Source organism: Alteromonas sp. IB21, from assembly GCF_016405965.1.
Lineage (GTDB): Bacteria > Pseudomonadota > Gammaproteobacteria > Enterobacterales > Alteromonadaceae > Alteromonas.
Genome location: NZ_JAEFCD010000018.1, coordinates 58,619 through 71,253, shown reverse-complemented (window position 1 = coordinate 71,253; position 12,635 = coordinate 58,619). Strand labels below are relative to the sequence as shown.

Sequence of the window (12,635 nt, the reverse complement as noted above, 5' to 3'; positions counted from 1 at the left end):
TGTGATCACAAATTCCATTGCGCTGGCAACCTCACTGTTGGTAGCAATAGTATTGTTTCTGCCTCGCCTACGACAATCTGTCCAATGGCGAGCGACAGTAACACCACTGGCTTCAATAATTGGCAGTGGCTTTTTGATCATTGCACCACTGTTGCATTCGGTAATGGGTAAATGGGCGCTACTGGGCATTATTTTATTGTCGACTCTGGCATATTTGTTGGGTTCAGTCATTCGCTTCAATATACGTCATGCAGAGCCTGAGCTTGCTCGCAATCCACAAGGCAGTATCGCAACGCTTGAGAAAGCCAGTCAATGGGCCCTCGGTGCTGCATACGCAATTTCTGTGGCGTTTTACATTAGCTTGTTTGCCGCGTTTGTCTTTGACCGCTTGGCTATTGACGATACAACGCTCATCAAATTGTTTACCAGTGGGCTGCTTGTCATCATTATGTTGGTCGCTTGGCTTCGCGGTGCAAGAGGATTAGAAACCATCGAGTTATTCGCAGTCACAATTAAGTTGGCGATTATTATTGGTGTACTAACAGCACTAGCAACTTACGATATACAAGTAAAAAGTGCGTGGTTTAAACATGAGGCGATACAATCCCTCAGCCATTTTGAAACCCTTAGCATGCTTGCCGGTATGCTTATGGTGACACAAGGGTTTGAAACCACGCGTTTTATGGGCAATAGCTATAATGCAGAGCAGCGTATTAAAGCGGGACGATATGCCCAGTGGATTGCCATTTTCCTTTACGTTGTTTTTATTGGTTTAACCTGTCCCATTTTTCTCGATTTTCCGATAACCGAACTGAATGAAACAACTATTAGTTATACCCTGGGTCAAGCCATTTGGGTATTGCCGATATTATTACTTGTGGCCGCGACGGCAAGCCAGTTAAGTGCCGCATTAGCCGATACTATCGGTGGCGGTGGTTTGCTAAAAGAACTCTTCCATTTACCTATATCTCCTCAGTTTTATTATGTTCTTGTCATCGCGATTGCAGGCATATTAGTTTGGTCATCCAACGTATTTGAAATCATTAATCTCGCGTCAAAGGGATTTGCACTGTATTACCTTATACAAACACTCATCGCATTCAAGCTAGTACTACTGCGTCCCAAAGAACAACGCTTCAAATCGCTTCAATTGCTTGGTCTTTGCGCGATTGTTGTTTCCTTATCCTTTGTGATTGGCTGGTCGATACCAGCACCGCACAGTTAATAGAGGACAGAGGCTAATGCAATCCGCAAAAACATGTTCGCCAGCAGTTCGCGTCACAAATTTTCACGCATCACTCATTGAAACTGCGTGGGAGTTAACCCAGCGTTGTCGCAAAAAGTATGATTTCAAACATATTGGTTTGGCCGGAGGCGTCTTCCAAAACCGCATTTTATGCGATGGCCTAGCTGAACGTTTTGCACAATCAGACATTCCTGTTGTTATCCCAAGCTGTTTACCTTTAAACGATGCAGCAATAAGTGTCGGGCAAATTCACGAATATTGCTCAAGGAGATCATCATGAAAGGCATAGAGCGTAAATTACGCCAATGGGAGGAAGACGCTTCATGAGTGAGCTTGAAGATGAGCCACTTCCACGGATCTGTTGAAGGTTCAGGTGTTGACCTGTGAGCGGCTCACAGGTTTATCGTATGAAGGTTAGAGTAAAACATAGGATTAAAGGCGTGTTGTAGCAGCACAACTATGTTGATAAAGAAGGGGGTTTAAAATGCGGGTAAAACAAATAGCAGATGCACTAGATATTAGCGTTGATACCGTGCGCTATTATACGCGCATTGGACTTTTGGTCCCAAATAAATCCCACAATGGATACAAGTATTATCGGCCGGCGGATGTGACGCGACTGCGGTTCATTTTAAGTGCGCGCGCCTTAGGTTTTTCGGTCAATGATATTAAAGAGATCCTAGTTACATCTTCACAAACCAATGCGCCGTGTCCAACGGTAAGGCGTCTTATTGAAAAGAGGTTGAAAGAGACTGAACAGCGGTATCAGGACATGCATGAACTTAGAGAGCGCATGCGCTTAGCCACTTCAGAGTGGCAAAACAAACCCGATCAACCTCCAACGGCCGATACGATATGCCATTTAATTGAAGGTTTCACAGCGCTTAAGTCATAACAAGGTTTAAATAGGGAGTGGTTCATGAATTCTAAAACAGACAGTGCGAAAGCACATGGGTGTTGTAGTGGCGGCGATAAAACATCAACTGCGAACGAAGCGGTTGACACTAAAACGCAGACCAGACAGGTGTCTTCCGAAGCAGGCGAGATACAACTTAATATTCAAGGGGCGAGTTGTGCCAGTTGCGTCACTAAAATTGAAACAGCCTTAAAACAAGTCGCAGGCGTCACCGGCGCAGAAATGAATTTTGCACAGCGTACAGTGCTTATCAATGGTAATGCCTCACCAAGCGAACTGGTTGGTGCGGTAGAAGAAGCTGGGTATAACGCAACGCTGGCAAATGCCGATTCTGATGAGGCTGCCATTGAAGAAAAAGAGCAAGCGGATTGGGCTTATTATAAAAAGCTAATGCGACATATGGTCATCGCATTGTCGCTTGGAGTACCGCTCATGATCTATGGTTTGGTAACCGGGGAAATGAGCGTCAACACGACCACGGAGCGAATTGTATGGTTGATTATTGGGCTCATGACATTAGGTGTCATGGTGTTCTCTGGTCGGCATTTTTATGTGGGTGCATGGAATTCGTTTAAAAATCATTCGGCCAATATGGATACTTTGATAGCCTTGGGTACAGGAACCGCCTGGTTGTACTCGATGACAGTTGTGTTCTTCCCGGGCTATGTCCCTGAAATGGCACGACATGTTTATTTTGAGGCAACCGCTATGATCATCGGCCTAATTAATTTAGGCCTGGCCCTTGAGATCAAAGCACGCGGTAAAACCTCAGAGGCCATTAAAAGGCTGATAGGCTTGCAAGCCAAGACTGCACGTGTCATCCGAGATGGCGATGATATTGATATTCCTATTGAAGATGTTTTGCTCAATGATCTTATCCGGGTTCGACCCGGAGAACGCATTTCTGTGGATGGTGTAGTCGTCGAGGGCCAAACCAGTATTGATGAATCAATGCTAACGGGTGAGCCCATGCCAATTGAGAAGCGAAAAGACGATGAGGTTGTGGCCGGTACCATCAACAAATCAGGCTCTATCGTCTTTCGGGCAGAACGCGTGGGAAAAGACACCGCGCTAGCTCAGATCATCAACATGGTAAAACGTGCACAAAATTCAAAACCACCTATTGGTCGATTGGCAGATGTTATTTCTGCCTATTTCGTGCCAGTTGTTATGATCATTGCAGTAATGAGCGCACTAGCGTGGCTCAATTTTGGTCCGGCTCCCGAGGTTGCCTTCGCAATCGTGTCAGCAACTACGGTACTGATTATTGCATGTCCTTGCGCATTAGGTTTAGCCACGCCGATGTCGGTCATGGTGGGGGTTGGCAAGGCGGCTGAAGCAGGCGTACTTATCCGCAACGGTGAAGCGCTGCAATCTGCTTCGAAAATTACCACAATGGTATTAGATAAGACCGGCACCATAACAGAGGGGGCGCCTAAAGTTACCGACGTTGTTATTGCGTCAGATCACAATCAAGATGACGTGCTTTCGTTAGCTGCAAGCCTGGAGTCGGGTTCCGAACACCCACTCGCAATGGCGATCGTTGAATCAGCGAAAGAGACAGGTGTGCCGATCCACTCGGTGACTGATTTTGAGTCCATTGCAGGGAAGGGCGTAGCGGCAACACTGAATTCTCAGCGTTTGCTATTTGGCAATGAAAAATTGATGAAAGAAAAATCAATAGAACTTCATCATTACGTTGATAAAGCGCAGAGGCTGGCCGCAGAGGCTAAAACCCCAATGTATTTCGCGATTGATTCAAAATTAGTTGCCGTCATTGCTGTTGCCGATCCCATAAAATCAGACTCAATAGATGCGATTAACCGCCTACAGCACAACGGAATACGTGTGGTGATGTTGACGGGGGACAATCGTATGACTGCAAAAGCCGTTGCTCGAAAGGCGGGGATTGTTGATTACGTTGCTGAAGTGATGCCAGAAGATAAAGCAAACAAAGTGCTCGAACTTCAACGTGAGGGTGAAATCGTCGGAATGACCGGCGATGGGATCAATGATGCGCCCGCCTTAGCCCATGCCAACGTCGGATTTGCTATCGGAACAGGCACTGATGTCGCAATAGAAAGTGCAGATATCACGTTGATGCGAGGCTCCTTACATGGGTTAGCGGATGCGATTGCAGTGAGTAAGGCAACGCTGAGAAACATAAAGCAGAATCTCTTCGGAGCATTTATCTATAACGTCGCGGGGATCCCATTTGCTGCAGGTGTTTTTTATCCATTTTTAGGCTTACTACTAAGCCCAGTAATTGCCGGTGCAGCGATGGCATTCTCGTCGTTAACGGTAGTGACCAACGCGAATCGATTACGTTTATTCAAAGCTAAAGAGCACTAGGAGAACCTAAAGATGATGTGGATTAATTTGATAGGGTTAGTCGTGATTGGGCTTATTGTATGGTGGTTTTGGCTTTACCAAACAAAGTCAACTGAAGTACGAGACGGCAGCATCGAAGTCCGCGTGAAAGATGGCGTATATCAACCTGCCAATATCACAGTGCCCGCGAATGAGTCTGTACAACTGATGTTCTATAGAGAAGATGCGACCCCCTGTGCGGAAACACTACTAATACCCGAGTTGGAGATCAGTGAAACATTAGTGCTTAACAAGCGTGTGATGGTCACTATTCCCCCCAAAAAGGCAGGTCGCTATCCGTTTCATTGTCAGATGCAAATGTACCGTGGCACTTTGGTGATCAAGTGATTTACGGTTTTCTGAAAACTTAAACGACACAAAAGCGAGGTGTATTGTGAATAAACAAAAATTACCTTTTTGGCGCACCCCCAGTGGTTGGTCCGCCATCGGACTTATAGCGGCGGCAAGCTATTTCTTGTTTGTCGAGCATGGTGAACATGTTTTCCCTTATCTACCTTACTTGATCCTGCTGCTATGCCCAGTGATGCATATCTTTATGCACGGAAGTCATGGTAAAGGGCATGAGACACATACTAACGACGAGCAAACATTTAAAGAGCAAACCGAAGACAATGATCAATACAGACAAGGTTATATCGAAGGGTTAGAGCAGGCACGCAAGGAAAGACGTAAAACGGAGAGCGACAATGCACGGTGAATCAGATTATGGGCTTTGGCCGTTAGTCATCATTAACTCCGCAATATTTATCTTTTTTGCGTTTAGTTTCGTCAAGCCGAAGTCAAAAACAGACTGGCGAAGCTTAGGCGTATTTTCCGCTTTTATCGTTGCGTTATTTACTGAAATGTATGGTTTCCCGCTTACCATCTATTTTTTGTCCGGTTGGTTAGCCGAAAGTTACCCAGGCGTAGATTTTTTAAGTCACGAAAATGGTCACTTGTGGCATACACTGTTGGGGTTATCTGGCGATGCGCATTGGGATGTACTGCACATCTTGAGTAATGTTCTCATCGTTTTAGGATTCTTTGTTTTATCTGCTTCGTGGAATGTCCTGCATCACGCGCAAAAAACGAGCAGCTTAGCGACCAGCGGTTGGTACGCACGTTGTCGGCATCCCCAATATGTTGCCTTCATTGTGATCATGTTTGGCTTTTTACTGCAATGGCCAACACTACCCACTTTGCTCATGTTTCCCATTCTCATTGTTGTCTATGTTCGACTGGCCAAACGCGAAGAGCAGCACGCCGAAACTGAGTTTGGTGATACCTATAGGCAATATAAGCAAGCCACGCCAGGTTGGTTCCCACGATTTCTCAATTCAAACGTTTCAAGCCCCGTGTAAGGATTTCAAAATGAAGAAAGCATTAGTTTCAATATTGTTTGTCGCAGGCGTTTTATCCGCTACCTTTACGAGTGCTCAGACATCCATGAGTGCCGATGAGATGTTACGCAGTAACGAGCGCGTCATGGATGCATTAATGCAACGCATCCAACGGATCAATGACGTTTCTGAGAGGCAAACGTTGATTGTTGAGCATATGAAGATGATGGATACCTACTTAACGAGTATTGAGAAGAGGATCCAAAGTGAATCTAATACTGAACAAAAGATACGATTAAAAGAGACATATAGAAAAGGCCTGCAAAGAAGTCTTGTTCTTATCGAAAGCGGCATATCAGCAAGCGACATTGTTGTGATGGGGAACTCGATAGATGAACATTTGTTGTTAATAGAACAAAGAATGACAGTTTTACGATCGTTAATGCAGCAAGTGGTTAATGCCAATAGCGTTTTAAGTAATTAGAGACGTGACTGACATAACTGCGTAGGAAATTAATTTATAGGAGAAAAGTATGAGCGATTTAGATCACAGAGTGGGCGTTTCTGAGGCTAATTTAGTGGTACGGCATTTGAAGTTAACCGGCATTACCGACGGTAATTTATTAGCAATTGTTGCTGAAATTGATGGGACCTTTGGTATTGATGCCGTTTCATTTGAAGAAGCCAAAAACACTTTGCATATCGGCTATGACGCGACCCACTGCAATTTAGATGGCATTGAGACAATCATTCGTGCACACGGTGCAGACATTTCTGATGATTTTTGGACAAAGATGAAAGAAGGCTACTACCAATTCGTTGACGAAAACATTCGTGAAAATGCGAAACATAAACCCTGGAGCTGCCATCGTGTCCCACCCGGGCAAAGCAATAGACAGAAATAGTGTAGCGCGAATCGAGCAACTTTGTGTTGGACTTCACCAATCAGCACTAATTAAAACAGGATATTAGCACTGTGGATCATAGTAAGAATGAAATGGGATTCGAACCGGCGCACATACAAAGTATTCTTTATTTTGTATCTCACAGCGAACCTGTCACAATCTCCGACGAGCAAGCCCTTGATGTTATTGCACAACTTCGTACCCCTCACCTTGACGCAGGAGATCTTATTCTCACGTTTGGCGCTCAAGAAAACAAACCATCAAACCTTTTTACGGGTGATAAACGAGCTTTAAAGGCGGTTAACCGAATGCAACATAACGGTGTATTAGCAATGGAAGGTTGCCATATGCTCGTCTTGGAAGAGGCTATCCGTTTGCTTATGATGTGTGGTGATAAAGATCAGGTTATTGCAAGTATCCAATCTCGTCCACATGTAGATAAAGCGATTGATATATGTTTTCGTGACATAGCGTCGGTAGACGACGCCCTGAATAGCTACATAGAAAGCATTCGTTCTCAGTGCAGTTTACTGTCTGTCATTCGGGTTAACCCAAAACATTTGTTGACATGGAAATTTGGCCTGTTATTTGCTTTAGATAATGTGTGTTATCCGGCACACCAGTTTTTAATGAGATCAACGCGAACAGAAGGGTTTCCAGTATGCTAAATACCGATTTACTCCAAGTCACGAACACGCCAAATCAAGCCATTAAACCAACAGACAACGAAACCAAACAAAGTGAAGACGGGGGTTGTAACAAAGAGAAGTTTGAAGATTCGCTAGAAAAAGCTTTCAAAGCATTCTCGACAAAGAGTGACGATTAAAAACGTGGCAAGTTTTGACCGCTGGAAGCGCCTATTTGCCCATTGCGGGCAAATAGGCGCATAAAGTATTTTAGAGCAATTTGGAAAGTGATTGTGGCTTCATCAATAGGTGTTAGAGCAACACCCAATGTTTAAGCTCCAATTGCTTGATAAAGCATCCAAATTCCAGCACCAATCATAAACAAATTTTCAGTAAGCGAAACAAAACCGAGGGGAACATTACTGTCTCCGCCGACGCAAGCGCATTTCAACTCGCGTTTATCTACGTAAACAGCTTTAAATACCGATACTGCACCAATGGTTCCAATAAAGAGAGATACGGGGCCAACGACATAGCCTGATATTCCGGCAAGCATACCAATCCCAGCGAACGCTTCCGCAAATGGATAAACGTAACCGTATCGCACACTGCGCATCGCTAGTAAATCATAAGTAATAAAAGAATTAGTAAAGCCATATAAATCGCGTAATTTTTGAATCGCAAGAATCGACATACTAAGTGCAACAAAGACTTCGATGACTGGAACGGTCGAAAGTGACCCAATTGTGCCGGCGTGCGCGAATACAATACCTAACGCCATTAGAAATGCGGTCGCAAAAATGGCAATAACCGGCGTGTAGGTTGTGCCAGTCTGCCCCGCTTCTCCCATATCAAAAAATTCCCTTAGCTCGTCATATCCCCCAATACGGTTGTCATTAATAAATGTTTGAGGTGTTGTTTCAACGCCATGTTTACCCTTAAATTTATCCGTTTCTTCACGAGAGCTAAGTTTATGATCGTCGATTTTATAACCTTTTCTTTCTAACAGGTCTTTAGAACGCAAGCCATAGGGGCAAATATGTTCCTTCGTATGCATTCTGTATAACGTTGCAGATTTACTCATGTTTGCTATCCGGTATAAAATAATAATAAAAGATAATCGTTACTTTTTACTAAAGTCGGGGACTGGGCGCTGAGTTGCTTCATTCGCTGAGGCCACGATGCCATTATTGTTGATATCTGAGATTAACCATTTCATTTCCTTAATCTCACGCTCTTGCGCGTTTATAATTTCTTCGGCCAATTTTTGAACTCGGACATCATCAATATTTGCACGCTCACTGGTTAAGATCGCAATAGAGTGATGAGGTATCATTGCTTTCATACATATTCAGCATAAATAGCAGCATGATGACCGCCATCATCGCCCCCATGTAGATAGCCATGTATAAGCGAGTCTCGCTAAAGAAAACGTGTTCAATTGAATATGAATTTAAGTACATCATAACCAACATAAAGGCGGTAGAGGTAAGTATCATCACGAAAAATTTAGTATATTTAGTCATGTTTAATTCCTTGAATTCTAGATTAATGTTTCATGTATTTAATTAAAACTGAGGCCGAACAGCTCACGAGTAAAAAGCCAGTCATTGCTTCTATTCCAGCAAGAAATCTCAAATGAGAAGTCGCTTCAATCTGGCCTAGCCCAAGCGTAGTCAAGTTGATTAGCGAAAAGTAGAAAAGCTCAATAAACTGGTTTAAGCTGCCACCCTTTAAGTTCCCTAGACCCATTGCTATGGACACTTTAAAAGCAAACGTGAACCACAGAGCTGCTAGCAATTGAGACGCTGTAATCCCACAAAAAAGTACAATTAAACCGCGTGCTCCATTACGAAGGCGGGCTATGAATTTCGTCAAGTACTGCAATATGCGGTAATGGCTAATTGCACTTGCGGTAATTGCTAATAATGCGACTGACAACTGAATTAGTATCGCCATAAACTGTTGGGATAATTCAGGCATTAGAACCACACACGGGCACCGAGAACCACACCCGTTTCATGAACAGGATCGCCTATGCCACGTAGATTATCCGCTGACGCTCCCAAGGCTCTAGACCAATAAGCACCAATATACGGGGCAAATTCCCGTGAGACCTCCATTCGATAGCGTAAGCCAACACGAATTGAATTAAACCCAGAAGGTCTATCAAACCGTTCTGACTCAGAAAGTGAAGCAGACAGTGATATTCGCGGTTGCAAATATGAGGTTTGTGACATGCGATAGTCATACTCGGCTTCCATTGAAACACTGACATCACCGTCTTCGTTAATAATAAGTGAACTATCTACTTCAAATTGATAGGGAGCCATTCCAAAAAGGCTAACTACAGCATAATTTTCCATATTACTGTCACTCGTCAATTCGCCACGGGCACCAATTCCAACCTGAATTTCCCAAAAAGGTGCAATTAAGCGACTAGCAAGCAGTTCAGCTCTTTCAATATCCGTTGGCTCCCCATCGTTTTGTTTATTTTCACCTTCACTTTTAAAATAAAGACGGTACGTGTCGCCTCCATACCATGCGATCATATCCCAAACCGCGATGTTCTCCTCACGGTTGTTGCGCGCTACTTCTAGCCTGTCAAATAGAACAATACCATTAAGTGTATCTTTGACAGGCGATGGCCAGCTTTCAGGTGTTTCTTGTGCGACACTACGAAGTGTTACGGTAAGTATTATTAGTCCAAATATAATTCGTAAATTCATGAAGGTACCCCTTAAGAAACGTTTACAACGCGGAACATACCAGCGTCCATGTGATATAGAAGGTGACAATGAAATGCCCAATTTCCGGGTGCGTCAGCGCTGATCAGTAAAGAGACTTTTTCGCTCGGTTTGAGACTGATCGTGTGTTTACGGGGGGAAGGGGAGTTACCATTTTCTAGCTCCATCCACATACCGTGAAGATGGATGGGGTGATACATCATCGAATCATTGACAAGAATAAGGCGCACGCGTTCCCCGTACTTGAAATGAACGGGCTTATCCACTTCAGTGAATTTTTTGCCATCAAAAGACCACATGTATCTTTCCATGTTACCGGTCAAATGCAGTTCGATGGTTTGTGTTGGTTCACGGTTATCTGGCCACTGCTTGGCACCTGTAAGGTCTGAATAAACAAGTACCTTGTGAGAAAGTCCATCAAACCCTATTCCAGGGTCGTCTAGTCGGCTGACCGGGTTTTTGGCAATCATAGACGCACCTGGTCCGTGGCCGTCCGGTGAGTGCTTAATAGGAATTCCATCCACAGGAACTACCTTGTTTTGCATCGCTGCCATCGAATGATTAGGACCGTGATTTTCTTGGCCACCATAAGTCTCCTTGTTGTTCGTAGCGTCCATTGAATCCATGTCAGCCATTCCCGACATCCCCATAGCGTCCATACCTAATTCAGGCATTGGGCGAAGTGCCGGGATACTTGCTTCTTTGCCGACAGATGTTGCCAATGTGCCTCTGGCATAGCCACTTCTGTCCATGCTTTGTGCAAAAATGGTATAGGTTTTAGTATCTTTGGGTTTTACGATGACATCATAGGTCTCTGCAACAGCTATCCGTATTTCACCTACTGTTACTGGCTTAACAGGCTGACCATCTACTGCAACAACTGTCAGATCCAACCCTGGAACTTGGAAATCAAAATAGGTCATTGCTGACCCGTTAATAAGCCTAAGGCGTATGCTTTCTCCGGGTTTGTACAATGCAGTCCAGTTTGTTTGCGGGTCACGGCCGTTCATCAGGTATGTATAGGTCGCGCCGGTTACATCGAGTATGTCTCTTGGGTTCATGCGCATACGAGACCACATTGCTCGTTCTTTGACCGTATTGATCAGTCCTTGGCTCTTTATATCTTTAATCGTGTTTTCGACTGTACGCTGCTGATAATTATAATAGCCCTCAGCAACTTTAAGGTGACGGAAAACATCGTGAGGGTCTTCAAAGGTCCAGTCGCTGAGAATAATGGTGTGCTCCCGATCTGCACCGATGTCGCCATCTTTTGGTTCAATAACCATGGGGCCAAGGTGCCCAAGCTGCTCCTGAAGACCTGAATGACTGTGGTACCAATATGTACCGTTTTGTTCAATATCGAATTCATAGGTAAAGGTACTGCCAGCGGCGATACCGGGAAACGATACGCCAGGTACACCGTCCATCGTGTAAGGGAGTATCAATCCGTGCCAGTGGATTGACGTACTTTCAAGCAAGTTGTTAGTTACATTTATAGTGACATGCTGACCTTCTTTTAGACGCACTAACGGGCCCGGTGACGAACCATTAATTGTAATTGGTAGGCCAGCTGCGCTTGCAATACGCTTGTGCTGCCTGCTAATCATCATATTGATGTTTTCCCCGCTGACAACGTTGTTTCCAAAACTTGGTTTTAACTCTTGCCCAGCATGAGATAAGCCCTCTGGATTAGCCCAGGCTGGTGAAATTTGACGTAAAAGCGCTGTCCCACCTAATGTCAAAGCGGCAGACTTAACGAATCTGCGCCTATCTTTATTTAATTTGTTTAACATAAATTGTTCTCTAATTTGATGGATAGATTCAGACACATGCTTACGTTAAAACGGACCGAGCATGTACCGAGTTTTCGTAGTTAAAACTAGAACGGGCTTATGCTATTGGGGGTCTAAGCAATCTAGAAGGAGGAGACCGTAGTAAATCACCTTCGAATAATGAGAAAACATAATCAAATGACTTAATTTTGTAGTGATAATTGCCGGTCAGTAGCCAAATTGTAAAACAATTTCCATGAGAACAATCGCAAGATTCTGTACAGCACTCCTCATGACAGCTCTCATCAACATTATCTTCAATGTGCATTTGAACATGCAGCTTTGCTTGTTCAATTTCCGGTGTTCCCTTCATGGATGAGATGTTGCCAGTACCTTCACTTTCGCAACCCAATACAGATGAACCATAAGTCACACTTGCAATAAGCATCAAGCACTTGATAAGTGTACTTAAAGCTATTGTCGTGTGGTCGTCGTGAGTCATCTAAATTTACAATCCTTTAATAGCTGCAATTCGACACAGTGTAAAAATGACCTATCCGCGCATAACATTTACAGAGTCAGATGGCTTATGCCGTTTGCTTAGTATGTATTTACGGTTTACCTAAGACAACCCAATATTTGTGCCATAAGTTCTTTAATACGTGATATTGCTGTTACAATTATCAATCAATGAGCTGAATAAAGTAACGATT

General features: G+C 44.0%; 16 protein-coding genes and 1 pseudogene. 11 read left to right on the top strand and 6 right to left on the bottom strand.

Annotation, left to right across the window (positions count from 1 at the left end; all coding sequences use genetic code 11):
- The first annotated feature begins 1 nt into the window (after position 1).
- The 11 genes from JC525_RS13075 to JC525_RS13025 all read left to right on the top strand — a co-directional run bounded on the left by JC525_RS13075 (position 2) and on the right by JC525_RS13025 (position 7,603).
- Entirely contained in the window at positions 2-1,225 is a 1,224-nt protein-coding gene (locus JC525_RS13075) for a hypothetical protein (protein ID WP_013755283.1), read from the top strand.
- 16 nt (positions 1,226-1,241) lie between these two features.
- Positions 1,242-1,526 (top strand): Kae1-like domain-containing protein, encoded by a 285-nt coding sequence (locus JC525_RS13070; protein WP_044447453.1) that lies wholly within the window; start codon positions 1,242-1,244, stop codon positions 1,524-1,526.
- Between the two features lie 204 nt (positions 1,527-1,730).
- Entirely contained in the window at positions 1,731-2,141 is a 411-nt protein-coding gene (locus JC525_RS13065) for a MerR family transcriptional regulator (RefSeq protein ID WP_044447457.1), read from the top strand.
- A 24-nt stretch (positions 2,142-2,165) separates the two neighbouring features.
- On the top strand, positions 2,166-4,514 hold the full coding sequence (locus JC525_RS13060; RefSeq protein WP_196897009.1) for a heavy metal translocating P-type ATPase: 2,349 nt from the start codon (positions 2,166-2,168) through the stop codon (positions 4,512-4,514).
- Positions 4,515-4,526: 12 nt separating this feature from the next.
- Complete coding sequence (locus tag JC525_RS13055; RefSeq protein WP_044447459.1) at positions 4,527-4,880, top strand: cupredoxin domain-containing protein; 354 nt, start codon at positions 4,527-4,529, stop codon at positions 4,878-4,880.
- Positions 4,881-4,926: 46 nt separating this feature from the next.
- Complete coding sequence (locus tag JC525_RS13050; RefSeq protein WP_013755268.1) at positions 4,927-5,250, top strand: DUF2933 domain-containing protein; 324 nt, start codon at positions 4,927-4,929, stop codon at positions 5,248-5,250.
- Positions 5,240-5,893 (top strand): methyltransferase family protein, encoded by a 654-nt coding sequence (locus tag JC525_RS13045; protein WP_198816222.1) that lies wholly within the window; start codon positions 5,240-5,242, stop codon positions 5,891-5,893. Before JC525_RS13050 ends, JC525_RS13045 begins: the two co-directional genes overlap by 11 nt.
- A 10-nt stretch (positions 5,894-5,903) precedes the next feature.
- Positions 5,904-6,356 carry a hypothetical protein gene (locus JC525_RS13040; protein ID WP_044447461.1) on the top strand — a complete coding sequence of 151 codons (453 nt, stop codon included), beginning with the start codon at positions 5,904-5,906 and terminating at the stop codon, positions 6,354-6,356.
- A 49-nt stretch (positions 6,357-6,405) separates the two neighbouring features.
- Positions 6,406-6,777, top strand: a complete 372-nt coding sequence (locus JC525_RS13035; RefSeq protein ID WP_044447462.1) for a hypothetical protein — start codon at positions 6,406-6,408, stop codon at positions 6,775-6,777.
- Between the two features lie 71 nt (positions 6,778-6,848).
- Positions 6,849-7,445: a hypothetical protein gene (locus JC525_RS13030; protein ID WP_233095184.1), complete on the top strand. Its 597-nt coding sequence runs from the start codon at positions 6,849-6,851 to the stop codon at positions 7,443-7,445.
- A complete protein-coding gene (locus JC525_RS13025) occupies positions 7,439-7,603 on the top strand; it encodes a hypothetical protein (RefSeq protein WP_044447465.1) in 165 nt (54 codons plus the stop codon). The genes JC525_RS13030 and JC525_RS13025 overlap by 7 nt, the downstream gene beginning before the upstream one ends.
- Positions 7,604-7,734: 131 nt before the next feature.
- Here the strand turns inward: JC525_RS13025 and JC525_RS13020 are convergent, their stop codons facing one another.
- From JC525_RS13020 to JC525_RS12995, 6 genes and pseudogenes are all read right to left on the bottom strand, one after another.
- Complete coding sequence (locus tag JC525_RS13020) at positions 7,735-8,487, bottom strand: MauE/DoxX family redox-associated membrane protein (RefSeq protein ID WP_044447467.1); 753 nt, start codon at positions 8,485-8,487, stop codon at positions 7,735-7,737.
- A 39-nt stretch (positions 8,488-8,526) separates the two neighbouring features.
- A pseudogene (locus JC525_RS13015) lies at positions 8,527-8,929 on the bottom strand (DUF305 domain-containing protein).
- Between the two features lie 22 nt (positions 8,930-8,951).
- A complete protein-coding gene (locus JC525_RS20145) occupies positions 8,952-9,362 on the bottom strand; it encodes an ion channel (protein WP_269822357.1) in 411 nt (136 codons plus the stop codon).
- 23 nt (positions 9,363-9,385) lie between these two features.
- Positions 9,386-10,132 (bottom strand): copper resistance protein B, encoded by a 747-nt coding sequence (locus JC525_RS13005; RefSeq protein WP_071980010.1) that lies wholly within the window; start codon positions 10,130-10,132, stop codon positions 9,386-9,388.
- An 11-nt stretch (positions 10,133-10,143) separates the two neighbouring features.
- Positions 10,144-11,943: a copper resistance system multicopper oxidase gene (locus tag JC525_RS13000; protein WP_126873349.1), complete on the bottom strand. Its 1,800-nt coding sequence runs from the start codon at positions 11,941-11,943 to the stop codon at positions 10,144-10,146.
- Between the two features lie 97 nt (positions 11,944-12,040).
- Positions 12,041-12,424, bottom strand: coding sequence for a hypothetical protein (locus JC525_RS12995; RefSeq protein WP_044447478.1), 384 nt, complete (start codon positions 12,422-12,424; stop codon positions 12,041-12,043).
- Between the last annotated feature and the right edge of the window lie 211 nt (positions 12,425-12,635).

Excerpts from the sequence above, each read along its gene's own strand:
- JC525_RS13070 (WP_044447453.1), top strand. The coding sequence starts at position 1,242 with ATGCAATCCGCAAAAACATGTTCGCCAGCAGTTCGCGTCACAAATTTT.
- JC525_RS13065 (WP_044447457.1), top strand. The coding sequence starts at position 1,731 with ATGCGGGTAAAACAAATAGCAGATGCACTAGATATTAGCGTTGATACC.
- JC525_RS13060 (WP_196897009.1), top strand. The coding sequence starts at position 2,166 with ATGAATTCTAAAACAGACAGTGCGAAAGCACATGGGTGTTGTAGTGGC.
- JC525_RS13055 (WP_044447459.1), top strand. The coding sequence starts at position 4,527 with ATGATGTGGATTAATTTGATAGGGTTAGTCGTGATTGGGCTTATTGTA.
- JC525_RS13045 (WP_198816222.1), top strand. The coding sequence starts at position 5,240 with ATGCACGGTGAATCAGATTATGGGCTTTGGCCGTTAGTCATCATTAAC.
- JC525_RS13040 (WP_044447461.1), top strand. The coding sequence starts at position 5,904 with ATGAAGAAAGCATTAGTTTCAATATTGTTTGTCGCAGGCGTTTTATCC.
- JC525_RS13035 (WP_044447462.1), top strand. The coding sequence starts at position 6,406 with ATGAGCGATTTAGATCACAGAGTGGGCGTTTCTGAGGCTAATTTAGTG.
- JC525_RS13025 (WP_044447465.1), top strand. The coding sequence starts at position 7,439 with ATGCTAAATACCGATTTACTCCAAGTCACGAACACGCCAAATCAAGCC.
- JC525_RS13020 (WP_044447467.1), bottom strand. The coding sequence starts at position 8,487 with ATGAGTAAATCTGCAACGTTATACAGAATGCATACGAAGGAACATATT.
- JC525_RS20145 (WP_269822357.1), bottom strand. The coding sequence starts at position 9,362 with ATGGCGATACTAATTCAGTTGTCAGTCGCATTATTAGCAATTACCGCA.
- JC525_RS13005 (WP_071980010.1), bottom strand. The coding sequence starts at position 10,132 with ATGAATTTACGAATTATATTTGGACTAATAATACTTACCGTAACACTT.
- JC525_RS13000 (WP_126873349.1), bottom strand. The coding sequence starts at position 11,943 with ATGTTAAACAAATTAAATAAAGATAGGCGCAGATTCGTTAAGTCTGCC.
- JC525_RS12995 (WP_044447478.1), bottom strand. The coding sequence starts at position 12,424 with ATGACTCACGACGACCACACGACAATAGCTTTAAGTACACTTATCAAG.